At 58.1% G+C, this 23,730-nt stretch carries 24 protein-coding genes and 4 tRNA genes; 10 read left to right on the top strand and 18 right to left on the bottom strand.

From position 1 onward, the window contains the following. Positions 1–127: 127 nt before the first annotated feature. From QU481_RS15000 to QU481_RS14985, 4 genes are all read left to right on the top strand, one after another. The gene (locus tag QU481_RS15000) at positions 128–691 is read left to right on the top strand and encodes a hypothetical protein (protein ID WP_289830859.1); all 564 of its coding nucleotides are present in this window, start codon (positions 128–130) and stop codon (positions 689–691) included. Between the two features lie 97 nt (positions 692–788). Then, positions 789–1,169, top strand: a complete 381-nt coding sequence (locus QU481_RS14995; RefSeq protein ID WP_289830858.1) for a hypothetical protein — start codon at positions 789–791, stop codon at positions 1,167–1,169. A 58-nt stretch (positions 1,170–1,227) separates the two neighbouring features. After that, positions 1,228–1,917, top strand: coding sequence for a C39 family peptidase (locus QU481_RS14990; RefSeq protein WP_289830857.1), 690 nt, complete (start codon positions 1,228–1,230; stop codon positions 1,915–1,917). Positions 1,918–1,926: 9 nt separating this feature from the next. After that, positions 1,927–2,364, top strand: coding sequence for a hypothetical protein (locus QU481_RS14985; protein WP_289830855.1), 438 nt, complete (start codon positions 1,927–1,929; stop codon positions 2,362–2,364). A gap of 59 nt (positions 2,365–2,423) precedes the next feature. Here the strand turns inward: QU481_RS14985 and QU481_RS14980 are convergent, their stop codons facing one another. The 9 genes from QU481_RS14980 to QU481_RS14940 form a co-directional block, all read right to left on the bottom strand. Further along, on the bottom strand, positions 2,424–3,920 hold the full coding sequence (locus QU481_RS14980; RefSeq protein ID WP_289830853.1) for a transporter: 1,497 nt from the start codon (positions 3,918–3,920) through the stop codon (positions 2,424–2,426). A gap of 207 nt (positions 3,921–4,127) precedes the next feature. Further along, positions 4,128–5,483 carry a sigma-54 dependent transcriptional regulator gene (locus QU481_RS14975; protein WP_289830852.1) on the bottom strand — a complete coding sequence of 452 codons (1,356 nt, stop codon included), beginning with the start codon at positions 5,481–5,483 and terminating at the stop codon, positions 4,128–4,130. 438 nt (positions 5,484–5,921) lie between these two features. Beyond that, positions 5,922–6,680, bottom strand: a complete 759-nt coding sequence (locus tag QU481_RS14970; RefSeq protein ID WP_289830850.1) for an endonuclease/exonuclease/phosphatase family protein — start codon at positions 6,678–6,680, stop codon at positions 5,922–5,924. Then, positions 6,668–7,123: a dihydroneopterin triphosphate diphosphatase gene (gene nudB / locus QU481_RS14965; RefSeq protein ID WP_289830849.1), complete on the bottom strand. Its 456-nt coding sequence runs from the start codon at positions 7,121–7,123 to the stop codon at positions 6,668–6,670. Before nudB ends, QU481_RS14970 begins: the two co-directional genes overlap by 13 nt. Next, positions 7,120–8,478, bottom strand: a complete 1,359-nt coding sequence (locus QU481_RS14960) for a mechanosensitive ion channel family protein (protein ID WP_289830847.1) — start codon at positions 8,476–8,478, stop codon at positions 7,120–7,122. The genes nudB and QU481_RS14960 overlap by 4 nt, the downstream gene beginning before the upstream one ends. 39 nt (positions 8,479–8,517) lie before the next feature. Beyond that, the gene (lolD, locus tag QU481_RS14955; protein ID WP_289830846.1) at positions 8,518–9,192 is read right to left on the bottom strand and encodes a lipoprotein-releasing ABC transporter ATP-binding protein LolD; all 675 of its coding nucleotides are present in this window, start codon (positions 9,190–9,192) and stop codon (positions 8,518–8,520) included. After that, positions 9,185–10,432, bottom strand: coding sequence for a lipoprotein-releasing ABC transporter permease subunit (locus QU481_RS14950; protein ID WP_289830844.1), 1,248 nt, complete (start codon positions 10,430–10,432; stop codon positions 9,185–9,187). The genes lolD and QU481_RS14950 overlap by 8 nt, the downstream gene beginning before the upstream one ends. A gap of 9 nt (positions 10,433–10,441) precedes the next feature. Further along, positions 10,442–10,654: a hypothetical protein gene (locus tag QU481_RS14945; RefSeq protein WP_289830843.1), complete on the bottom strand. Its 213-nt coding sequence runs from the start codon at positions 10,652–10,654 to the stop codon at positions 10,442–10,444. 83 nt (positions 10,655–10,737) lie between these two features. Next, positions 10,738–11,616, bottom strand: coding sequence for a C40 family peptidase (locus tag QU481_RS14940; protein ID WP_289830842.1), 879 nt, complete (start codon positions 11,614–11,616; stop codon positions 10,738–10,740). A 59-nt stretch (positions 11,617–11,675) separates the two neighbouring features. Here QU481_RS14940 and QU481_RS14935 point away from each other — a divergent pair, with 59 nt between their 5' ends. Beyond that, positions 11,676–13,358, top strand: a complete 1,683-nt coding sequence (locus tag QU481_RS14935; protein ID WP_289830841.1) for an ABC1 kinase family protein — start codon at positions 11,676–11,678, stop codon at positions 13,356–13,358. Positions 13,359–13,652: 294 nt separating this feature from the next. After that, positions 13,653–14,030, top strand: coding sequence for a DUF2325 domain-containing protein (locus QU481_RS14930; protein WP_289830839.1), 378 nt, complete (start codon positions 13,653–13,655; stop codon positions 14,028–14,030). Between the two features lie 102 nt (positions 14,031–14,132). Here the strand turns inward: QU481_RS14930 and QU481_RS14925 are convergent, their stop codons facing one another. The 9 genes from QU481_RS14925 to hpnC form a co-directional block, all read right to left on the bottom strand. Beyond that, a complete protein-coding gene (locus QU481_RS14925) occupies positions 14,133–15,872 on the bottom strand; it encodes a methyl-accepting chemotaxis protein (protein WP_289830838.1) in 1,740 nt (579 codons plus the stop codon). Between the two features lie 538 nt (positions 15,873–16,410). Next, positions 16,411–16,590, bottom strand: a complete 180-nt coding sequence (locus QU481_RS14920) for a zf-HC2 domain-containing protein (protein WP_289830837.1) — start codon at positions 16,588–16,590, stop codon at positions 16,411–16,413. Continuing rightward, complete coding sequence (locus QU481_RS14915; RefSeq protein WP_289830836.1) at positions 16,587–17,150, bottom strand: sigma-70 family RNA polymerase sigma factor; 564 nt, start codon at positions 17,148–17,150, stop codon at positions 16,587–16,589. The genes QU481_RS14920 and QU481_RS14915 overlap by 4 nt, the downstream gene beginning before the upstream one ends. 83 nt (positions 17,151–17,233) lie before the next feature. Continuing rightward, positions 17,234–18,592, bottom strand: coding sequence for a DNA repair protein RadA (gene radA / locus QU481_RS14910; protein ID WP_289830835.1), 1,359 nt, complete (start codon positions 18,590–18,592; stop codon positions 17,234–17,236). 119 nt (positions 18,593–18,711) lie between these two features. Further along, positions 18,712–19,296, bottom strand: a complete 585-nt coding sequence (locus QU481_RS14905) for a type 2 periplasmic-binding domain-containing protein (RefSeq protein WP_289830833.1) — start codon at positions 19,294–19,296, stop codon at positions 18,712–18,714. Then, the gene (locus QU481_RS14900; RefSeq protein ID WP_289830830.1) at positions 19,296–20,054 is read right to left on the bottom strand and encodes an SDR family oxidoreductase; all 759 of its coding nucleotides are present in this window, start codon (positions 20,052–20,054) and stop codon (positions 19,296–19,298) included. Before QU481_RS14900 ends, QU481_RS14905 begins: the two co-directional genes overlap by 1 nt. Continuing rightward, on the bottom strand, positions 20,051–21,364 hold the full coding sequence (gene hpnE / locus QU481_RS14895) for a hydroxysqualene dehydroxylase HpnE (protein WP_289830829.1): 1,314 nt from the start codon (positions 21,362–21,364) through the stop codon (positions 20,051–20,053). Before hpnE ends, QU481_RS14900 begins: the two co-directional genes overlap by 4 nt. After that, positions 21,331–22,176 carry a presqualene diphosphate synthase HpnD gene (gene hpnD / locus QU481_RS14890; protein WP_289830828.1) on the bottom strand — a complete coding sequence of 282 codons (846 nt, stop codon included), beginning with the start codon at positions 22,174–22,176 and terminating at the stop codon, positions 21,331–21,333. The genes hpnE and hpnD overlap by 34 nt, the downstream gene beginning before the upstream one ends. A 100-nt stretch (positions 22,177–22,276) precedes the next feature. Next, the gene (hpnC, locus tag QU481_RS14885; RefSeq protein WP_289830827.1) at positions 22,277–23,089 is read right to left on the bottom strand and encodes a squalene synthase HpnC; all 813 of its coding nucleotides are present in this window, start codon (positions 23,087–23,089) and stop codon (positions 22,277–22,279) included. Between the two features lie 152 nt (positions 23,090–23,241). On the opposite strand from hpnC, the gene QU481_RS14880 reads away from it, so the two are divergent. The 4 genes from QU481_RS14880 to QU481_RS14865 all read left to right on the top strand — a co-directional run bounded on the left by QU481_RS14880 (position 23,242) and on the right by QU481_RS14865 (position 23,632). Further along, positions 23,242–23,317, top strand: a tRNA-Ala gene (locus tag QU481_RS14880). A gap of 48 nt (positions 23,318–23,365) precedes the next feature. Then, a tRNA-Glu gene (locus tag QU481_RS14875) sits at positions 23,366–23,441 on the top strand. A 12-nt stretch (positions 23,442–23,453) separates the two neighbouring features. Continuing rightward, positions 23,454–23,529, top strand: a tRNA-Ala gene (locus tag QU481_RS14870). Positions 23,530–23,556: 27 nt separating this feature from the next. Beyond that, a tRNA-Glu gene (locus tag QU481_RS14865) sits at positions 23,557–23,632 on the top strand. Positions 23,633–23,730: the final 98 nt, after the last annotated feature.

Here is a 23,730-nt window from a genome sequence, read left to right as displayed (position 1 = left end):
CAAGAAAATCAGCCTTTTATACATCCAGCCATAACCTGGCACATGACTTGCTCTTAGGTGAGTGCGCAAAAGCAAAGCGCCAATGTGGATCACCCGACTTCGGACTAGAACCTCAGGAGTAACGACCATGAAAAAGCTCGCACTTGCCGTTGCAGTCGCCTTGGCCCTTGGTTCCACAGTAGCTATGGCTGGCGGCGACCGCCATGGAGGCAACAAAACCGATGTAGATGTACAAAACTCGTTCAATAAAACCGATGTTGATGTAAACATCAAGGACAGCTTCAATCGCTACCGTTTTACCAGCATCAACAAGCAGGAATCGAAGATTGATGCTCATATGCACGGCAGCACAACCGGGACTAAGGTTGAAGGCGGAGATGCCCGTGCCTCCTCGTTCTCCGGCGCAGCCGCATTGAGTGGTGCAGGTGCACGAGCCAATGCTGAAGTTGAAAAACTTCATGAAGGCCGGGCTGGCGATGCCGCCTTGGCAGCTGCGGACGCCGATGCTGGCGCACGCGCTAGCAATGGTGGATCCTCTGCTTATTCTTGGACCGTCGTCGGTTCCGGTGATGCGAACCTTAGCGGCAATAACATCAATGGTGTAGGCGCTATCGCTCAAAGCACCGGCTACAGCTCCCTCATCCAGCAACAAAACAACGTGAGCGTCAATGCTCAGGTTGGCGGCAAGTAACCAAGTCCTAAAGCCGCTTTGATCAAGCGGGAGGCGAAAGTGACAGATCGCCTCCCCGCTTCTTCCCTTTTACCGGCGATGTATTTGGAGTAAAGCCATGACCAGGTTCTATAACCCCTTGCTAGCCGGCCTATTAGGGGTAGTCGCTTTGATCGGCACAGCTCAAGCTCAGGATCAATTGAGTCAGGCAACAGCAGTCGGCCCCTCTAGTGCACTTTTTTCTGCCCTCCCCAAGGCAGCCAATCTAGATGCACAGACAGGCCAGAAAGATATCACGCTGATCAATAATACCAGCAGCGCAACAATGGGGGGGCAGGTTGGCTCTACCACTATCAGCGACGCTATGGTAAACACCGGCAGCGCCCTGATCGGGGCTGGGGCTTTCAATGGCATGTCTGGGATTGGCACGGTCATTCAAAACACTGGCAACAATGTATTGATTCAAGATCAAACCATCTTCAACGTGACCATGCATTAAAATGTCGGCAGGTCGCTACGCGACCTGCCCCATTGCCATTTTTTGAAAGGAGCCAACCATGCGTAAGAAATCGGCGGCTTGCTGCTTGGCCCTATTGCTCCTTCCCATGTTGGCCCATAGTGAAGCTGTAACCGTGCTAACAGGCCCCAATAGCTCTTACACGCTAAGTGTGCATAGCTATAAACAACTGGCCTTCCGTAATACGATACGTCAACAATATGATTTCAGCTGTGGGTCTGCCGCCTTGGCTACGCTGCTTCATTACCATTATGAAGTGCCCGTTGGTGAACGGCAAATATTCAAAGAGATGTACCAACATGGCGACCCGGAAAAAATACGCCAGGTAGGGTTCTCCATGCTAGACATGAAGCGATATCTGGCCTCCATGCAAATCAAATCTGACGGCTACAATGTGAGCCTCGACGAACTGCAAAAAATTGGGGTGCCGGCCATCGTCCTAATCAAAATAGGTGGCTACAATCATTTTGTTGTTATTTCCGGCATACAGGACAAAGCCGTCCTAGTCAGCGATCCGGCGATTGGTGCCAGGATCTATGGACGCCAACAATTCGAAAACATGTGGGGAAAAATTGCTTTCTTCATCACGGACCAGGCCGAAGTGGGTTCGCAGTATTTCAATCGCAAAGTCGACTGGAACTCTGTGGCACGCGCACCTTTGCGCGATGGCATTCTCGAATCCAGTTTTTCCAATTGGTCTTTCATGATGCGTGGACCAGCTGACTTCTAGGACATAGCCATGTTGACAGCCATTACAAAGACCCAAACCTCTGTTTGGTATTTTATCTTGGCAGGCGGACTGTCTTGCTTTTCTTGCCTTTCTACTGCCGGTGAGATGAATTTGAAGCAACTCTTGGCGGACCGCCAGGTAGACGAAAAACTCATGGAGGCGGCAAGAGGCGGCATGGAAATAAATGGTCTTAACGTTGATATCGGCCTACAGCGCACTGTTATGATAAATGGTGCTGTGCAGTCCGTCAGTCAGTTGCAGTGGAACAGCAACAATCAAGCCGCAGCCTTTTCAAATTTGAACCCAATCGTAATCAGCAATACAATCAACGGCCAAATGGTACAGGTACAAACCGCCATCAACGCCAACGTAACCAACCTAGCCATGTACAGGCAACTACTGAGTAATCAAGCCATCACACAGGCTTTGATTCGCGGACTACATTAACCACCTATAGTTTCATATAAAAATGGGCTGGAGGTTATCCAGCCCATTTTTTATAAACATCACAAATCAAAAGGAGCATGTAGCGTAATTTGTGCATTAGGCGAGTCTGGTGTCACCCCCACCCCCAAAGTCAAGTTGATGGTCTGCTTTGGAGTAATTCGATAAGAATAACCTATCAGCAGTTGCCCAACCTGTACCGTCGTAGTCCCCTCCCCGAATTGACCATTAACTTTTGTTCTTCCAATCACGTTATGATCGTAACCAATGCTAAACGAAGCCTTATCATTAATACCAAAGCCCATGCCAAAGTTGACCTCAACAACATCCCCTGGCTTCACGTCACCAATAACTTGAGTAGACGCAAGTCCACCAGATGAAATAAACAACGTTTTATCGACATTTTTACTGAAATTATATTGATAGCTGATGCCACCATAGAACACTGCAGGATCCGTTGGCATAATAAATGTCAAACCAGGTTGAACCCCCCAGAAACCCGCCCCTGTTGGAGTCTTAGTTTCAAGACCGGTCTGAGATGAATAGGGAACGTCAAACGGCCCCTTCCCTGTTGGCGCACTCACCTTTAAACTACCAACATAATATGGCATGCCAGCATCCGGCTGATTAAACTGATAACGGAAGCCAAACTGAACATCGCCGATCCCACCACCATTTGCCGTGAAATTTTGGATATCCGAAGCAGTAGAAGGCGTGTTTATCGGTTGCTCCTGTGTATTTTCTTCCTGGTAGACAAAGGGGACATGAATGGCAAACTCTAACCGGTTTGTCAATCCATATCGGCCATCCAAAGCGGCTACATAGCTATCTCGGGTTACTTTGTTAATATTAATCAGGCCAATCGTAATAGCTGGGATAATGGTGTAACCAACCAGAGCAACCCGATTCGAAGACGAGGTCGAAAATTGCAAGGACGGATCAATAACGAAGTGCCCCTTCGGGGTTAATACCCCTTGCGGGTCGAATGTGCCGACAATGTCGCTGACTTTGTCATTAGTCGGTTGAGTGGGGGTGTCGACACCATTTGCTGCCGCTGTCGCCGGAGTTTGACCAGCCTGAGAAGCATTGCCAGCCGCTTCGGCAGCGGCTGTAGCCGGAGCAGGATCGGTAGCTGCTGGCGCAGGTTGAGCCGCTACTGTCGTTGCCGGGGCATCAGTCTGCGAAGGCGATTGCTGAAGCTGGGAAGCGGAATCTGGACTGGTAGATGTCGGCTGTGATTCTGCGGTCTTTGCTGGGTCACTTGACTGAGCTGGAGCCGTTGCCTGGGATTCGGAACTCGTCGCTGCAGGCTGCGACTCGGCCGGTTGTGCCGATTGTGCCTCCTGAGGGCTAGGATCCGTCGATATCGGTTTCGACTCTGCAGGCTCGGTTGAATCTGCAGATTGCGCAGACGGCTGAGGCGAACTTTGAGCAGCGCTCTCAGTCTGATCCACTGGAGGCATAGTATCGGCGTATACACCGGCTGAGGAGCATAACAACATGCTGGCAGCCAGCACTTCCCAGCGGGGCTTCAAGGCAAATGGAAAATTGCGTTTCATTATTACCCCCTCTTGATGCGACTTCTGTTGAACTTAGCCGGCCCCGCCGACTACCAAAATCGCCACATAAAAGCTCTGGATATAAATTATTTTCCAATGCCAGTCGCCCGGCGAGCGTGATCTATTTTGTTTCCCTAATGGGATTAAGCGGAATCGCAGGCTTTTCAATACAGAACCTATATCGACCACATAAAATAAATCACGTCATCAGTAATTCATCTTTAACTTCATCATCATTCTGTAGAGAGTCGAGCGGGACAACCCCAATTGTTTTGCCGTGGCAGATACATTCTTCTTGTTCATCTCCAGTACCTGCTGGATATAGTCCCGTTCCATTCTTCCTACTACCGTATCGAGAGTGCCAACCTCAATCCATCGGTCATCCCGTATGCCGGTCATAGCAAGCCCTAAGTCTTCCGGACGGATCAGTCTATGCTCGCTCATCACCATGGCACTGCGAACCAGATTGATCAACTCCCGGACATTACCAGGCCAAGAATAAGCTCGCATTGCTTGCAATGCTTTATTACTGAATCCGTATACTTTGCTGCTTTTCTCTAATGAAAATTCTTCAAAACACCAGCGCGCCAATAATTCTATATCTTCGCATCGCTCGCGCAAGGGTGGAACATTTAAACGTAATACATTGAGCCGGTAATAGAGGTCCTCGCGGAAGCGTTTCTCACTGATGGCCCGTTCTAGATCAACGTGCGTTGCCGCGATGACTCTCACGTCCACTCTGATGCGCTGTACAGAGCCGACTCTTTCAATGATTTTTTCCTGCAGAAAACGCAGCAGGTTTACCTGCATATCGTGCGGTAAATCACCGATTTCATCGAGGAAAATCGTGCCGCCATCAGCCGCTTCGATAAGGCCGATTTTTCGTTGATGCGCACCTGTAAATGCCCCCTTCTCATGACCAAACAACTCGGTCTGTACAAGATGGGCAGGAATCGCCCCGCAATTCACCGCGACAAACGGACCATCGGCGCGATGAGAGTTCTGATGCAGCGCTCTTGCAACCAATTCCTTGCCTGTACCGCTCTCGCCATGGACCAGCACAGGAGCCTCACTGCCGCGAATCTTGTCGATGCTGGCAAACAGCTTCTGCATGGCCGGACTAGAGCCGACCATGTTGAACTGGTTGGGATGGATATGCTGGTAACTGTTCCTGATTCGAAGCTCGGCTCGGCCATGGGCGTGACCAAGCGTCATTGCCAGTCTCGGTGCATCGAGGGGCAGTGTGTGAAAATCGTAACAATGATCCGAAATGAATTTACAGACGGGCACGGTCCCAAGCAGGTCACGCTCGACCAGCGCAATCCACTCCATCACTCCGACAACAGCACAGATGTCCTCCAGAGCATCCTGCAGTTCAGTGACAAGGCGGCCAATATGAACGAGTCCAATCATGGGCCGGATCGTGTGGCCCAAACAGGTGAGAGCCTCTGCAACATTGCGCGCCATGACCACTCGCCAGCCGGGCAATAACCGCCCTAGCTCCTCAGCTAGCACTGCACTCTGTTGGCCGAACAGCAAGACCTCACGCTGGCTCACTTTCATACCCCTGGCTTATCCGTCGTTCATGCCATCTTCGACAGAATGCGAAGATCCGACACTCAGAACCTTTTCCAAGTGCCCAGCAAGAGCAACTGATGCTCAAGCCCGCATGGTAGTGATGGACACTGCAACGGTTACCCGGGTTTTGGGCGAATCAATCCAACAAGATGGGATTTAAGTGCTCCAGATGAGGGTATCGCTTAAACCTACTCACGGCTTGTTTCGCCCCAAACCTGACCTAACAGCAGCATGGTTCATGCCAGCAGCAAAATCAAGGAGATCAAACTAGCGTTACTGGCTTGAAATTTCGGGGAAAATGACTAGGGATGACAGAGATACCCATCAACACGGAGCAATGCTTTCAGCTTTACTTTTGATGGATTATGGCCATTAATCAAGCGGGCCTGTCATTCCGCCAGATCTTCAAGAAAATGGGGCGTATCAACTTGCTTCAAGCGGCAGCAGACGAGCCGACAAGGGGAGATGATCAGACAGCGTCGACCATGGCTGTCCATGATGCACCTCGGCGCTGACCGGCTTCAGGCCGCGCACATAGATACGATCAAGCGACAGCATCGGTAAACGAGCAGGGAAGCTCTTTGCATGCCGCCCGTAAATGGTTTCGAACACTTCGGTCAGGCCAAGCTCGCCAGCCAGAATAGCACTCGCTTCTCCTCGCCAGTCGTTGAAGTCCCCGGCGATGATCAGGGCAGTATCGGCTGGAATCGCATTGTCGATGTAATGACGCAGGCGCGACAGCTGCTTGCGCCGATCATGAGCCAGCAGGTTCAAGTGAATGCACAACGCGGCGACACGGATTGGCCAGCCAGCCAACTGTAGGTCGCAATGCAGCAAGCCGCGCTGTTCAAGTCGGTTGACTGAGATATCGAGATTGCCATGATTTCGTAGCGGGAACCGCGACAAAATGGCATTGCCATGGTGGCCATGATCATAAGAAGCATTCAGGCCATAGGCAGCCTTGTATGATAACAACCGGGCGAGATAGTGGTGCTGGGCTTCGCTCGGCCAGTTACCGACCCTCATTTCGCGAAGCGCATGACGCCCTTGGACTTCCTGAAGAAACAGCACGTCGGACGACAAGTTCGCGAGCCCTGAGGCAATGTTCGGCAATTGCAAGCGCCGATTCAACGGCGACATGCCCTTGTGCATATTGAACGTTGTGATATTCAGCGGACGCATGCGGCTACACGGTCCGGCAGTTGCCGGATCGCCTCGGCGTTAGAGGGGGAAAACACCTTAGCCGCCGCCTCCTCCCACGGCAGCCAGCATGAGGCAAGGTGCTCGTCAGGGGCGAGCACCACCGGCAAAGGCGCCGGCAGCATCAGGCCGAACACATGCTCCGTATTGTGTGTCGTTCCAGGTGGGTAACGATGCCGCCAGTGCTCGTAGATTTCATAGTGGTTCTGCTGCTGCCAGTCGCTCAAGGCATAGCAGGCGACATCAAGACCGGTTTCCTCCAACACTTCACGGCCGGCGGTAGCCGCCAGGCTTTCTTCACCTTCCCTGCTTCCGGTCACCGACTGCCAATAACCCGGCTTGTCGGCGCGTTCGATCAGCAAGACCCGCAGATCAGCGGTGTAGATCACCACCAGTACCGATACAGGTTGCTTAAGTGGCTTCATGTTCTCACCTCACGGGAGGCCGCCGCCGCCGCTTGCAAAGCAATCGCCGACGCTACCATGGAAGGGTCGGGTTGCAAACCATCAGCCAGTATCCGTACCTCGCGTTGAGGGAACGGAATCTCAATCCCCTCTTGCTTGAAACGACGCCAAATCGCCAGATACAGATCCGACTTCAAACCCATGAAACCATTTTCGGGATCGGCAACCCAGAAGCCAAGATCGAGACTGATGCCGGACTCGGCAAAAGCCGTCACATACGCCCCAGGCCCAGGGTTCTTCATCACTCGCGGATGCGCCTTGGCCGCTTCCGCCAAAATACCGAGAGCCACATCCAGATCGGTGCTGTACCCCACCTGAATCGATATGCTGGCCCACATCGCCTTGTCCGAATACGACTGGTTGAGCACCGTATTGGAAATCAGCGTGTCGTTCGGCACCAGCGCTTCAGAGCCATCCAACCCCTTCAACACCACATAACGCGAAGTCAGCTTACTGACGTAGCCAACACGATTATCCACCATCAGTCGGTCGCCGACCCGGATCGAGCGATCGAGCAAGATAATGAAGCCCGACACATAGTTGCTGGCGATTTTCTGTAAACCGAAACCCAGGCCGACGCCCAAAGCCCCACCGAATACCGATAGCACGGATAGGTCAACACCAAGCACCGGCAATGCCACCAACACCCCCACCACCACCAGCACGGTGCGCAGCAGCTTGGTGATGACGATGCGTAGATTGAGGTCGACCTGCTGCAGCTTCATCACCCGGGCTTCGGCCAACTTCGATACCCACAAGGAGCAGATCATGATCACCGACACCCACATCAGCGTGGAGATCATTGTCAGCAGGCTCAACCGGGTCTTGCCGACGGTGAAGGCCACCGAGTCCAACCAATCCAGTACGAAATGGTCGAATCCGATTGCCCAGCTGATGAAGCCGATCCACAGCGTCGTTGCCAGCACGTGTTCGGAATGGCGCTCCAGCTTGCCCTGAGGCAACACCTGACGCACCACCGCGGTCAGCACCCGGATTGCACCAAACCAGAACAGCATTGCCGACATGATCGGCAACACAATGCCAGACCGCCCCAACAGCAGGACCCAGACGACCGTAGACAAGATCACCAGTACCTGCGAGGACATCGGCAATACCAGCCGGAACAACAGATAGGGCAAAAACAGATCGAAACGACCTGGGTGGGTCGCGAACCAGCGGCGATAGACGTAACGCGCAACGTGCCAACCGACAAACACGCAGAACAGGCCGATGGCCAGCTCAACCAAGCCTGCTTTGGTCTCTAGCGCTCCCAACAGGATATTCAGCGTCAGGGTGTCACGGTGATAAATCAGCATACGCGTCCTATGTCTGCAGCCCCCATCATTGCCGAGGGCTTATACCAGCAGACCATCCTTCATGTGATAGACCCGGCCGACCCTTTCGGCGATGTCCGGATCATGGGTGACAATCACGAGGCTCGTGCCAAGACTCTCGTTCAATTCCAGCATCAGGTCGAACACGGCGTTGGCATTGCCGCGGTCTAGGTTGCCGGTGGGCTCGTCGGCGAGCAGGCAGGCCGGGTGCGTCACCAGCGCCCGGGCAATAGCCGCGCGCTGGCGCTCGCCGCCGGACAATTCGCCCGGTTTGTGCGCCAGCCGATTGCCCAGTCCCACCCTTCCCAACATCTCGGAGGCCTGGCGCTCGGCCAACTTGGGGTCGGCACGGCGAATCAGCAGCGGCATCATCACGTTTTCTAGTGCGGAAAACTCCGGCAGCAGGTGATGGAACTGGTAGACGAAGCCGAGAGCCCTGTTGCGCAGCGCGCCGCGGGCACGCTCCGACAGCGCGGACAGCGTTTCGCCCAGCACCGTCACCTCGCCGCCGCTGGCGACATCCAGGCCCCCGAGCAGGTGCAGCAAGGTGCTCTTGCCCGAACCGGAAGCGCCAACCACCGCGACACGCTCGCCTGCCGCAATCGAGAAATCGATACCCTTAAGTACCGACACATTCAAATTACCTTCATCGTAGACCTTGGACAGGCTACGGCAGCTCAATACCGGATTACTCATAACGCAGCGCCTCAGCCGGTTGAGTGCGGGCGGCACGCCAGCTCGGATAAAGCGTGGCAAGCAGCGCCAGCACCAGGGAAATCAACGTGATGGCGGTCACGTCGCCCGACTGGATGTCGGATGGCAGGTAGTCGATCAGGTAGACCTGGCTCGGAATCAGCTTGGTACCAACGATCTTCTCGATCACCGGCACGATCACGTTGAGGTTGCTAGCGATCAGCAGGCCGAAACCGACCCCAGCCAACGTGCCGGCCACCCCAGCTACCGAGCCCTGGATCACGAAGATCTTCATGATGCTGGCAGGGCTGGCTCCCAGGGTGCGTAGAATGGCGATGTCGGCTTGCTTGTCGGTTACCACCATCACTAGCGTCGAAACCAGGTTGAACGTCGCGACGGCCACGATCAAGGTCAGGATGATAAACATCATGCGCTTTTCGACCTGCACCGCACGGAAGTAGTTGGCGTTGGTATCGGTCCAGTCGGTGGTCAGTGTGTCCTGCGGCAGTTGGCTGGCTACTTGCTCCTTCACCAGCGGCGCCTGCATCGCATCGTCGAGCTTGAGGCGCACGCCCGACACCTTATCGCCCATCCGGAACAACACTTGCGCGTCATGCAGATCGATCATCGCCAGGGTCGCGTCGTACTCGTACATGTCGACCTTGAATACGCCGACCACCGTAAACTGCTTCAGACGCGGCATCATCCCGGCCGGGGTGATATTGCCCTGCGGGGTAATCAACGTGACCTTGTCGCCGACATTGACGCCAAGCTGACGCGCCAGCTCAACGCCGAGCAAAATGCCGAAGCCGCCCGGTTTCAGACCCGACAGCTTGCCGGCCACCATGTCGTGGCCAATCTCGACGACCCTGTTTTCCTGCGTAGGGTCGACACCGCGTACCATCACGCCGCGGACATTCCCCCCGTACGACATCAGCCCCTGCGCCGACACGAACGGCGCGGTCTCCTTCACATGAGGTTGTTTGGCGGCAATGCTGGCGATAGCCGGCCAGTTGCTCAGCCGGCCATCGTAACTGCTGATCTCGACATGCGAGGCAACACCGAGGATGCGACCACGGATCTCCTTCTGGAAGCCGTTCATCACCGACAGCACGATGATCAGGGCGGCTACCCCCAGACAGATGCCGACAATCGAAATCAGCGAAATGAAAGAGATGAAGCCATTGCGCCGGCGAGCACGCAAGTAACGCAGGCCGATCAGGACTTCAAACGAGGTTTTCATATATCCGGCTTAGCTCTGGTAGGGGTTGTCCAGTTGACGCATCATCGTCACCAGAAAATCGCGGATCTGCTGCTCGTCGCAGCCCATCAGCAACGCATCCTCGAACGCGTCTTGCGCCATCTGCTGGAGTTCCTCCAGGTTCTCGCGCATCACCTTGATCTTCTCGACACAGGCGAGCACATTGCCTTCGCTGTCGTGCCACACAGGGAATTCTAATTGCATATTCAATCAACCACAGCGCAGTAAAGGAAAAAAGCGATGCCCGCCGTGGCGGGCATCCTGTTCATATTGTCGGGCCGCCTGCTTCAGGATGCGGCTTTCTTCTTGTGCTTTTTCTTGATCGGCTGCTTTTCGGACGACTTGCCGGCTTTTGACGACCTGCCCGCACTCGACTTGGTCGCCTCCTTCTTACCCTTGCCCGCGCGGCCCTTACTGCCCTTCTCTACCTCAGCCGCCTTGCCCTTCTTACCCTTCCCCTTAGGCTCGGCTTCAGGCACAGCCTTGCAATGCTTGCCCCTGCGGCACTTCACGGCAGTTGCAGGCTCTGCGACATCTGCTTTCTTCGCAGCCACCGGCCGGCTAGAACGAACGCTCGACTCGTCGCTGCCGCCCTTGTCGGTGTAGTCGGCAACATTCGCCCCGCCTCTCGATACCCGCCGCGCACCGTTATAGCGTGCGGCCCAGTACGCACTACTCATGCTCACCACTTCCACGCTCTTGCCAGTCCGTGGCGCATGGATGAACTTATTGTTGCCCATGTACATGCCGACATGCGAGTTGGCAAAGCCACGGGTATTGAAGAAGACCAAATCGCCCGGCGCCAGTTCACTCCGGTCGACACCCCTGCCGGTATGCGCCATTTCGGCGGCAGTACGCGGCAGACTGACGCGCAGCGATTTCTTGAAGATGTACTGGATGAAGCCACTGCAATCGAGCCCAGAGGTCGGCGAAGTACCACCAAAGCGGTAAGCTACCCCCAGCAAACTCATGGCTTGCAGGATGAGGTCGCCAGCAACTTCCTCGCTGGCCGAGCTTTTATTTGGATTGGAAGCGAATTTTCCGATGGGGTCGTCCGAGGCCTCGACCGCTGCACGTCCCTCGGCAGACGCTTTCTCCGGCGCCGCGTACGCGCTTGACATGAACGCGACCAACACCAGAGCTAGTAACCGTAGTTGCAATTTCATAGACTGCACTCTAACCAACGCGACCGGCAGTGTAAAGCCGGCCTCCTAGCGGGTAAAACATGCTCAGAGAAACACTTGTCGCCATGCGCGACTTACCTCGTCTGAAGGAAATTAGTGGCATTCTGATCCGCCATGGGCTGGGGGAGTTCACACAGCGGCTGAAATTACCGCGTGCGGTGGAAAAAGCCGGAGAATGGCTGAACCTTTCACTGCCCGAATCGGGTGCAGGCCAGCCGACGCCGGTGCGGGTCAGACTGGCGTTTGAGGAGCTCGGCCCGACCTTCATCAAGCTCGGCCAGATCCTGTCGACCCGTGTCGACGTATTCTCGCCGGATTGGATTGCCGAATTCGAGAAACTGCAGGCTCATGTACCACCAGTTCCGCCCGAAGCACTCGAGGCGCTGGTCACCAAGGCACTTGGAGCCCCACCGGCCACCCTGTTTGCCGAATTCGACCCTACCCCAATAGGGGCCGCATCGATTGCTCAGGTACATCGAGCCCGACTGCCCGATGGCAGCGAGGTAGCAGTGAAATTGCGCCGCCCAGGTATCGTCGACAAGGTCGAAGCCGATTTACGCATTCTGTCGTACATTGCGCATCTAATCGAAACGGAGTTTCCGGAGACTCGACGTTACCAACCGATCGAGATCGTCAAGCAGTTCACCCGATCGCTAAGGCGTGAACTCGACCTGGCGGTCGAGGCTCGCAATATGGAACGCTTCGGCCGAGACTTTGCCGACGACCCGATCATCCATGTACCGCGCATCTACTGGCAGTACACCAATCCACAGGTCAATGTACAAAGCTTCGTCGACGGCATTCCGGCCACCCGGATCGACTTGCTAGCCGGCAGCGGGCTGGACCCACGAGTGCTGGCGAGACACGGTGCTGACGCAGTGCTGCGAATGATTCTGATTAATGGCTTCTTCCACGCCGACCCACATCCGGGCAATGTGTTCTTTCTCGAAGGAGAGCGGGTCGGTTTGGTGGACTTCGGTATGGTCGGCCGGCTCAGCCACGCCCGCCGCGATGAGATTATTGATCTGTTAGCAGCGCTGGCCGAACGTGACGAACGGGCGGTCCTCGACGTCTTGATCGAATGGACCGGTAGCCACCCGGTCGACGAACACAAGTTCGCCTATGACATCGGCGAGCTGATGTTTACATACGACCATGTACCGCTTAAGAACATCAATATCACCCAGTTGATTAACGACATCATGGGGTTGATACGCGAACACTCGATCTTGCTGCCACCGGAGCTGACACTGCTGTTCAAGGCACTAATTACCCTCGAAGGGCTCGGCCGCCAGCTCGACCCAGACTTTCAGCTGATCGAGCACATCACCCCGTTCGTGCGCGAGCTGATGATGGAGCGTTTCCACCCCGCTTCACTGCTCAAGCGCGGCAAGCACACGCTAAGCGAAGCCATCGGCATACTGGCAGGGTTGCCGCGCGACCTGATCCGCATCGGCAAGGATATTCGCCACGGCAAGTTCCGCGTCAACCTCGATCTGAAGCGGCTGGACAACTTCGGCCGCCAGCTCGACAAGAGTGCCAATCGCTTGACGATGGGCATCGTCACCGGCTGCCTGATCATCGGTTCAGCGATCGTGATGACGGTAAACGCCGGGCCTAAGCTCTTTGGACTACCCTTCTTCGGCTTTCTCGGCTTCATGGTGGCGTTTTTCAACAGCATCTGGATCATGTGGTCGATCTGGCGCTCCAGTAAGGAGTTTTGAGTCGTTCGCCAACCTCACCCGGCATTTGTACCGCCCTTATCGTAAACCATGGCAGCCCGTGACAACTCCCTGACTCCAAGCGCCTCTCAGGCTTTTGGCAGCGACTCTTCGCGCTGACCGTGCCGTCGGCTCGGCCGACTCAGCACTTTCTTCTCCGCCTCACAGCAGCCTGTCGGGACCGGCATTGGTGTTTTCGCAACGGTAGCCCTTGAGCCAAGAGGTGCCGACTATTGACTCAATAAATGATAATAATTAGCATTATCATTAAATGTCACACTCGCCCAAGGAGCCCCGATGAACGCCATGCTGGTAGGCGCCGACACCCTCGGCAACATTCCCGATGTGCTGAAAAGCCTCGGGATTTCCATTCACCGCCATATCACCGGCCGCAACAGCTCGCATCAGCGCAAGATCGACCGGCTGCCGGCCGGTACCGACCTGCTGATTCTGTTCACCGACTTCCTAGGCCACAATGTAATGCGCCACTTCCGCGAACTGGCATCGGAGGAGAACGTCCGCTTCATTGCCTGCCGCCGCTCGGTATGCTCGCTGAAGCAGTCTCTTTCCTGCGCAGGCATTGATGCGCAAGGCGGCCACTGTGCACACTGTCCGCAGCAGAGCCCAAAAGCGGCCGTGGTCGCCGCCCCCACCTCGCGGCGTAAGCACCGTTAAGCGAACCCAAATAAACAACCGGCCGTTAGGCCGGTTGTTTATTGCCTGCACCATCAGAGTGCCTTGTTTAGACCATGCTGCGACCAGAAGCTTGCACGCCCCCTAGGCTAGCTGGAATCGCGCCACCGAGGCCTGCAGTTGCCCGGCGACTTCGTCGAGTTCGCCGGCGTTGTGATGAATCGACTGCACATCGCGGTTGTTTTGCGCCGACAGCTCTACAATGCGCTCGACGTTGAGGGCTATCTCGTTGCCGGCGGCACGCTGTTCGGCCAGCGCCCCAGAGATGTCCCGCACCACGAGCAGCACTTCGGCACTGCGCTGCTTGATCACTTGCAAACGCTGCTGAACCTCGTCGGACAACTGAGCGCCTTGCTCAACCTCGGTCACCGCGTACTGCATATTACCCTCCGACATCTCCACGCCCCGTTGGATAGCCAGGACCATTGAGTTAATTTCCTGGGTCGACACGGCAGTACGTTCAGCCAGCTTGCGCACCTCGTCAGCCACCACCGCGAAGCCACGACCGTTTTCACCGGCGCGCGCCGCCTCAATCGCGGCATTCAGCGCCAACAGGTTGGTTTGGTCGGCGATATCGCGGATCACATTGACGATGGATGAAATCTTTTGCGATTGGACGCCCAACTCGCGGATCGCCTCGGCCGAGCCGGTCACGCTGTCGCGCAAGGCATGAATTTTTTCCGCCACCCTGCCTACCTGCTCGGCCCCTTCCTGCACCGACTGCTCCGCCCCCTGAGTCAACGCCTCGACGTTTTCTGCGGCACTGGCCATTTGCGAGATGCTGACCGCCAGCTCCTCCACGGCTGCAGCAATCTGGGTGGCGGATTCAGTTTGACGCTGACTGTCGGCGCTGACACTAGCCGAATAGTCTTTCAACTCTCCGCCACTTTCCTTGATGCTCTGACTGCCGTCACGGATGCCACGAATCATTCCCGAGAGCTGTTGACGCATATGGTCGAGAATGCCGAGCACGCTGTCAGGGCTGACATGGCCGATGCGACTGGTCAGCTTACCATCGGCAATCTCTCCCAACTCCGCCGCGACCCTTACCGGTTCGCCGCCAAGAATGCGCGACAAGTAGCAGTAGGAAAACAACAGACTGGCGGCGATCACCACCAGCGTCGCGACCACCAGCGACAGCACCACCTCGATCCAGAAACGCTCTTCCGCTTTGGCCTGATCGACTGCCTGGCCAGTACGCTGCATCAGCAAGCCGAAGAAGTCGTCGATAGGACGCATAATCTCGGCCTTCTGCTTGTGATAGTCAGCATCGTGAATCAGCGCCCTGGCCTCCTCGTCCTCGTGGCCTGGAGGCTGCCCTGAGACAAGGCGCTGCTGGACCAGCTTTATTGCCCTTTCCTCCTTACCGACCAGCTGGTCAGAGCGATGTTGCGCCTCGTCGAGCTTGGCAAATTCGGCGGCGGTGAAACCGGCGCGCTGCATCAATGTGCGTAGCGGCACCTTCTCGCCGTCAGGCTGTAGCGACGCCTCATTCGCCAGCACGAAGTCCCAGTAGATACGCTGATACCCTTGCGGGCGCGGCTTGGTACCGTTGCGGATCGAGATCACGTCGCGGTAGGCCTGCTCGAAACGCGGATCGCCGGTGACCACGTAAGTACGCACCAACCGGGTCAGTTCGTCGGAGCTACGGCGTAATTCTTCAGCATACAGATAGCTCTCATAACGCGACTCCTCAGCTGCCTGAACCGCCGTCGACGCGTTCTTCAACCGCAGTGCGGCCCAGCCCAACGTGATCATCAACAAGGCGCACAGCAATGTCAGCCCAATGAACAGCTGGCGCAGAGTCAAGCGAGTGGAAGGCATTCAAATCCCCTGATCTAAAAAAAAGGCAGCATCCTCCCACTATGAATGCCATTAACATTTTAACCAAATAACATTTTTAATTCTTTTGGAAAGTACATTTGAGAATACACCAGACGTAGCGGTCACTATGACTGGCAAACGACAGCAAGGCCGCGAGATCTGGATGATCAACAGGTGGGGGGGCGTTCGTTACAGGAGGGCTTCACAGCGATGACGGAACCGGCCCGGGCAAGCCAACGCACCGAATGGACAAGACGCACCTAGATGCCCTCGTCCAGTCAGAAGGCATTTGCTGCACCCTTGCGAAAAGCATGAAATAGCGCGATTGCTGAGGGAATTAGGGACACATGGGTGCTCTTAACCCGCTTTACTCAAGGAAGGCACAATAGACCGCCAGCGCCCTTCCGACATGCCGCACCTGGTCATACCGACGCCTTAGAACGAGCCGAAACGCTGGCCCGTTTTACGTCATCAGGAATTGCTTGGCTGCAGCTGGCTTTTCACCGTAGCAACAGCCTCGGCCGAGTCGTACCGATGGCTACTCTCCGTTGCCGACCTGGCGTGCAATGGCGCGCAACTGCGCCATCTGCTGAGAGAAGTTCTTGCAGTTACCGCACATCAACAGATGCATCGACAGCCGTACCTGCTCGGCCAAGGTGAGTGGCCGATCGAGCGAGGCGGAAATCAGCCAGCTGGCCTCCTTGCACTTGATCATCATGCCTTCGCCCCTCCCAGCCAGCTGATTTCGAAACATTCGCGCAGGCTCATCCTGGCCCGGTACAACATCACTGAACAGTTGGTCGCGGTAATCTCCAGCGCCTTACAGATCTCGGCGATTTCCATGCCCTGCAGCTCGCGCAGCACGAAAGCCATCGCCGTGCGGCGCGGCATCGCCTGCGAACAGCGCTCGAACACGTCCCAGAACTCGCGGGCAATCAGCGTTGCCTCCGGCCCCCCCCAGGCGCGGACCGGCTCGCGCCAATGGCCGTCCGGAGCGAAGAACAGGTCGGCGAACTCATCATCGCTCGCCTCGTCCTCGAAGCTCTCGACCAGCACCACTTTCCTCTCGCGACGGATCGTGTCGATCAGCTTGAAGCGCAGGATTGAGGTCAGCCAGGTACGCACGCTCGACTTGCCGGAAAACGAGGTGGCCGACTCCAGCGCCGCCAGAAGCGTCTCCTGCACCGCCTCGTCGGCGGCACCCTTGTCGCGCAGCTGGGCCAGCGCATAGCGCATCAGATAGGGACGTTCGGCCTCGATCAGTTCGGGTGTCAGCATGCGCGCTCGCTCTGGCAAGCCTGAAGAAATGCTCAGGCCGCAGGACAGACGGCCCATTGTTATCAGTATGGCAGTAGAGACGCTCAGCGGCAATAGTCGACTGCCTCGGACAACCTTTCGACCGCGATCACCTCCAGCCCCTCGATGGGTTGGCGTGGCCGATTGGCGGCCGGCACGATGGCACGGGTGAAACCGAGCTTGGCCGCCTCGCGCAACCGCTCCTGGCCACGCGTCACCGGGCGCACCTCGCCCGACAGGCCCACCTCGCCGAACACCACCAGCTTGTCCGGCAGCGGCTGGTTGCGCAGCGAGGACACCATGGCCAGGATCACTGCCAGGTCGGCGGCCGGTTCCATGATCTTCACTCCGCCCACGGCATTGAGGAATACGTCCTGGTCGAACACCGCCACACCAGCATGGCGGTGCAGCACCGCCATCAACAGCGACAGACGGTTCTGCTCCAGCCCCACCGCCAGCCGCTTGGGCTGAAAGCCGTGGGCGTCGTCGACCAGCGCCTGCACCTCGACCAGCAGTGGCCGGCTGCCTTCCTGCGTCACCAGCACGCAGGATCCGGATACGTCGTCGCGGTAGGAGGACAGGAAGATCGCCGACGGATTGGACACCCCCTTCAGGCCGCGGTCGGTCATCGCAAACACGCCCAGCTCATTGGCGGCGCCGAAGCGGTTCTTGATCGCGCGGATCATCCGGTAGCTGGAGTGCGAGTCGCCCTCGAAATACAGCACCGTGTCGACGATGTGCTCGAGCACGCGCGGGCCGGCGATCGAGCCTTCCTTGGTCACATGGCCGACCAGCAGGATGGTGGTGCCGGTCTGCTTGGCCATGCGGGTGAGCTGGGCGGCGCACTCGCGCACCTGACTCACCGAACCCGGCGCCGAGGTCACCTGGTCGGAATACAATGTCTGGATCGAGTCGATCACCGCCACCTCGGGCGCCTCGGTCTTCAGCGTGGCCAGCACCGTTTCCAGGCGGATTTCAGCTAGCAGCCGTACCTTGCCCGCGTCCACCGCCAGGCGGCTGGCGCGCAGCGCGATCTGCTGCGGCGACTCCTCGCCCGACACGTACAGCACCTTATGGCGCTGGCCCAGTTCGGCCAGGGCCTGCAGCAGCAGGGTCGACTTGCCGATGCCCGGGTCGCCGCCGAGCAGGATCACCGCACCACGCACGATGCCGCCGCCCAGAACCCGGTCGAGCTCGTCGATGCCCGACGGCTGGCGCGGCACCTCCACCGCCTGCACGTCGGACAGGGTCTGCACCGCCACCGTGTCGGCGGCCCAAGCCTGGAAACGCGGGCTACTCGAGGCCGGCGCCACCGCCGTTTCCTGCAAGCTGTTCCAGGCTCCGCAATGCGGGCACTGGCCCTGCCATTTCGGTGTTACGCCACCGCACTCGTTGCAACTGTATTGGGTCTTGATTTTCGCCATGCGGCCAAGTGTAGCCGACAAACCTGAGTGCAACGAAGCGCTGCGCGGTGAGCCCCCAATAAAGAACGGCCAGTGCCGCATTTCGCGGCACTGGCCGGTGGATCAGGTCAGGAAGGTCGTCAACCCTTGGCGTTGGCCCCGCCCGGCTTCTTATTGATCTCATCGATGATGTTGAGCAGGCGGCGCTGGTCGGCCTCGCCGACGGTAGCCGGGGGCACGGCCGGGGCCTGCGCTGCTGGATCCATCTTGCTGGCTCCCGGCTTATTCGCTGGCCGCGCCTCCCCCTTGCCGATTGCCTGCAGCACCGCGCGCACTTCCGGATCGTTCTGCGCTGCCTTGTCAGCCGCGTCGTTGGTCAGCGCTTGCGGCTCGAGCGCGGCAACCGCACGGGCACCGACCGGGGCCAGCGCGCCGTTACTGGTGCCGTTGGCGGTCTTGCTGTCGGCCGCTTGCGGCGGCGGGGCCATGGTGGCGAGGCGATTCTTCGCCATATACTCGTTCATTTCGCGCCAACCAGCGTAGAGCTGCGCCTTGTCCGCGTCCTCATTCCGCATAAAACACTCTTCCAGCGAACGCCCCGTCTGACGGCAGGCGGCACCGAGCGCCTTGTTGGAGCCAGCCGACAAGCCGGTCATGCTGCCAATCCAGTTGCAGCCGCCTAACGCGACCACCAGCGGCAGGCAGAAATAAACGCGTTTATTCATTATCTTCGTCCTGGCCCGATCTCGGGCTTGATGATTTCTCCGGTCCTACCCCGGCTGGCGGCGCTCATCCAGTAGAGGAAATACGGTACCAGTTCTGCAATCTCGGCACGCTCGCTGCGGTCCTCGCCCGGATGGGTGCGCATCCGAAGCGGCGAATTTACCGCTCCCGGCACCAGTAGGTTGACGCGTAGGTTCGGCCAGTTGTCCCATTCGTTAGCTGCCACCTGGGTCAGGTAGGTCAGACCGGCCTTCGACGCGCCGAACGCCCCCCAGAACGGGCCAGCTTTCAGACCATGGGTCTCGCCGACAAACAGCACCGACGCATCCGGTGACGCGGTCAACAATGGCAGACACGCCCGGGTCAGAGCGAATGGCGCCACCGTGTTGATGCGGTACTGCTCCATCCACTCGTCAATGCCCTGGTTGACCAGCGGCGACAACGCATAGAAATGCGAAGCGCAGTGCACGATGCCGTCCAGTCGGCCGAGCGTCTGCTTGATCTGGTAGGCCAGCGAGTTGAACTCGTTGTCGCCGGCCTTCAAGAGGTCCAACGGAATAGCCGCCGGCTCCGGGCCACCCTGAGCCACGACTTCGTCATACACCGACTCCAGCCGTTTCACGCCACGAGCCAGCAGAACCACGGTGGCACCACGCCTGGAGAACTCCAGCGCCATCTGCCGCCCGATCCCCTGGGTGGCCCCGCTGATCAGAATCACGCGTTCGGCCAGGCAATCCGAAGAAAAATCGTCGAGTTTCATCGTTGTCGTGTCCATTCCTGCATTAACGCTCGGGCCGCGGCCAAACCGCTCTTGGCCGCCCCTTCCAAAGTGGCGGGGTAGCTGGGGTCGAGCCAGTCGCCGGCCAAATATCCATATTGTATGCCGTTTAACCGGGGCTTTATCTGTTGTCGATCAACACTGGCGGCAAACGTCGCCCGTTTCTCGACAACCATGCGGCTCCACAGCGGTGCGCCGAGGCTGGGATCGAGCTTGGCGATATCGGCCGCCACCTTGTCGATCACCGACTGGCGTGGCCAATCGGCCAGATTCGACGCAGCGCTAATCACCGCGGCGACCAAGCCCTCTTCACCGGTCAACGCCCCCCGTTCGAATAGCCAGTGAGCCATGCCGCCAGCCAAGCCAGTCATCACCGATGGCAATCGAGGCGCACGTGCATAACGCAGGTATACGGTGTATATCGGCTCGAATCGCAAGGTCTGAATGGCGCGCTGCGCATCAGGGGCGAATTCGAGCAGCGGTTCGGCGTGATACGGTGCTGTAGCGACAATCACCGCGTCGAACGGCCGACCATCGACGCGCACGCCGACACCGTCCGGCACGATGCTGCGCACCCGGCACCCTTCGTAGAGCGTGGCACCGCGTTTGGCCAACCAGCGCCAGGCCGGCAGCGGAAACAGTTCGGACAGGTCGATGCGCGGCAGCAACAGGTCGCTGGCGGCCCGGCGTCCCCCGAGGCTGTCGGCCAGCACCCGGGCCAGCGTTGCGGTCGAAGCCAGGTGTAGCGGCGTGTTCATTGCCGACAAGACCAACGGCTTCCAGAAACTGTCGGTCAGCGCTCCGTTCTGCCCCGTCTCACGCAACCATGTGGCCACCGGTCGGTCGGGCTGCACGCGCCAATTGGCTCGTTTCAGGCCATCCAGTGCCGCGGCCAGGCGGCGCTTTTCGGCCAGACTCAGGCCCCGCGCAGTCAGGAGACCGACTGCCACATGCAACGGTGCCGGCAAGCGCGGGCAACGCATGCGCACGCCGCCGACCATCTGCCAGGTGAGCGGCAAGCGCAGGAAGGCCTTGCGCGGGTCGACCCCGACGGTGCGCATCAGCGCCAGACACTCGTTATAGGCGCCGATCAGAATGTGCTGGCCATTGTCGAGCAAGGCATCATCGAGTACGACCCGCCGTGCCCGCCCCCCCGGCTCGCGCCCGGCTTCGAACACGGTCAGCTCGGCCTGTTCGGCCAGGGTGACTGCCGCCGCAAGGCCCGCCCAGCCGGCACCGACGATGGCGACGCGCGGCTTCACGGCACGTAACCGAAGGTCCAGGTCTTCCACGCCAGCCAAAGCTTGCGCACCGGCGTCAGCGACAGCCGCTGGTTGAGCACCTTGGCCGCACCGTCACGCTTGATCTCGGCGAGGGTGGCCCGATAGATCGCCGCCATCGCCAGCCCGACCCGCTGCGCCTTGCGATCGGCCGCCGGCAGCAGCTCCCAGGCTTGGCGGTAGTGCTGTTCGGCACGCTCGATCTGGAACGCCATCATCTGGCCAAATGCCTCGGTTTCCTTGTAGGCCTGGATGTCGGCGGCGGGCACGTTGAAGCGTTGCAGGTCCTCGACCGGCAGATAGATACGACCGCGCCGCGCGTCCTCGCCAACGTCGCGAATGATGTTGGTAAGCTGGAAAGCGATACCGAGCTCGTGGGCGTACTTCAGCGTGGCGCGGTCGGTGTAGCCGAAGATCTGCGCCGACAACTGACCGACCACGCCGGCGACGCGGTGGCAGTAGAGCTGCAGGTCGGCATAGCGCTCGTAACGGGCGAACTCCAGATCCATCGCCATGCCGTCGATGATCTCGGCGAACCAGGCTTGGGGCAGGTCGAAGGCGGCGACATGCGGCTTGAGCGCACGGGTCACCGGGTGCTCCGGCGTGCCGAAATAGAGCTTGTCTACCTCGCCTCGCCACCATTCAAGCTTTGCGGCAGCGACATTCGGGTCGTGGCACTCATCGACCACGTCGTCGACCTCGCGACAGAACGCATAGAGCGCAGTGATCGCGCGGCGCTGTTCTTCTTTCAGGAAGCGGAAGCTGTAGTAGAAACTGGAGCCGCTCTGCGCGGCCTTGTCTTCGCAATACTGGTCGGGCGTCACGCGCCTCTCCTTAACAGGTAATCGGGTTGCGACGAACTGGGGTCGCTTGGCGATCAGGTCGCCGGCAATACTAAAGTGTTACGGCAAGGGTGAGCGATGCTTACTTGGCGCGCAATGCCCGCCACAGCATATAGAGCCAGTCGCGCCAGGTGAGCACAGGGCGGTGGCCGAACATGTCGCCGTTGCTGTCGTGCAGTTTCTTCAGGATACGCTCGCCCCCCATGATGATCAGTCGCAGCTCCAGCCCGAGCCGCCCCTTGAGCACCTTGCCCAACGGCGCACCAGCCTGCAGCATCTTGCGGGTGCGATCTATCTCGTGGCGCATCAGCGCGCTCCACAAGCCGCCCGCATCGCCGGCGGCAATCTGCGACTCGGCGATGCGGAAGCGTTGCAGATCCTCCTGCGGCAGATAGACGCGCCCCTTCTGCCAATCTATCGCCACGTCCTGCCAGAAGTTGATCAACTGCAACGCGGTGCAGATGCCGTCAGACATGGCGAGGCTGCGCGCATCGGTCTCGCCGTACAGTGCCAGCATCAGTCGGCCGACTGGATTGGCCGAGCGGCGGCAATAGTCGACGAGCTCGCCAAAGGTGTCGTAGCGGGTCTTCACCACGTCCTGAGAGAACGCGGACAAGAGATCTTGAAATGGCGTGATCGGCAGGTTGTGCTTGGCGATCACCGCCGCGAGCTGTTGCATCATCGCCGTCTGGGGCGGCTGGCCGTCATCGATCCGGTTCAACTCCTCGCGCAGCTTTCCCAGTTCGGCCAAACGCGTTTGGGCCGGCGCATCACCCTCGTCGGCAATGTCGTCGGCGGTACGCGCGAAGCGGTAGATCACATGCACCGCCGCACGTAAGCGACGCGGAAGCAGCACGGAACCCACAGGGAAGTTTTCGTAATGGTCGACCGCCATGCCAAATGCCTGTAAATCAAAGCGGGCATTATACCGGAGCGCCCTGTTTCAGGATTTTTTCGGATTTTTTTCCAAGGGGGTTTACAAGACAAAAAGGGGCACCTATACTGCTGCCCACTCGACTGGTTCAACGAATCAGCCGCGTGATTCGTGGGGGTATAGCTCAGCTGGGAGAGCGCTTGCATGGCATGCAAGAGGTCATCGGTTCGATCCCGTTTACCTCCACCACCGAATACTGAAATCTCAGGCTAACGCCTGAGATTTTTTAACGGTTACGTCCCTATCGTCTAGAGGCCTAGGACACTGCCCTTTCACGGCGGCAACCGGGGTTCGAATCCCCGTGGGGACGCCACAGTTTTACTGTGGGGCTATAGCTCAGCTGGGAGAGCGCTTGCATGGCATGCAAGAGGTCAGCGGTTCGATCCCGCTTAGCTCCACCACCCTATCTCGTAGTACAAAGTCCTTTAGTCCCCATCGTCTAGAGGCCTAGGACACTGCCCTTTCACGGCGGCGACCGGGGTTCGAATCCCCGTGGGGACGCCATCCGGCACTAGGCAACTCGCCCTCCTTTCCACTGTCGAAATCGCATCCAGCCAGTACAAGCCGCCAAGGGCAAAAACGTCCGTGTGCTTTGCCGCTGC

The organism is Crenobacter oryzisoli (assembly GCF_030385785.1).
GTDB classification, from domain to species: domain Bacteria; phylum Pseudomonadota; class Gammaproteobacteria; order Burkholderiales; family Chromobacteriaceae; genus Crenobacter_A; species Crenobacter_A oryzisoli.
This window is presented reverse-complemented; position numbering and strand designations above follow the sequence as displayed.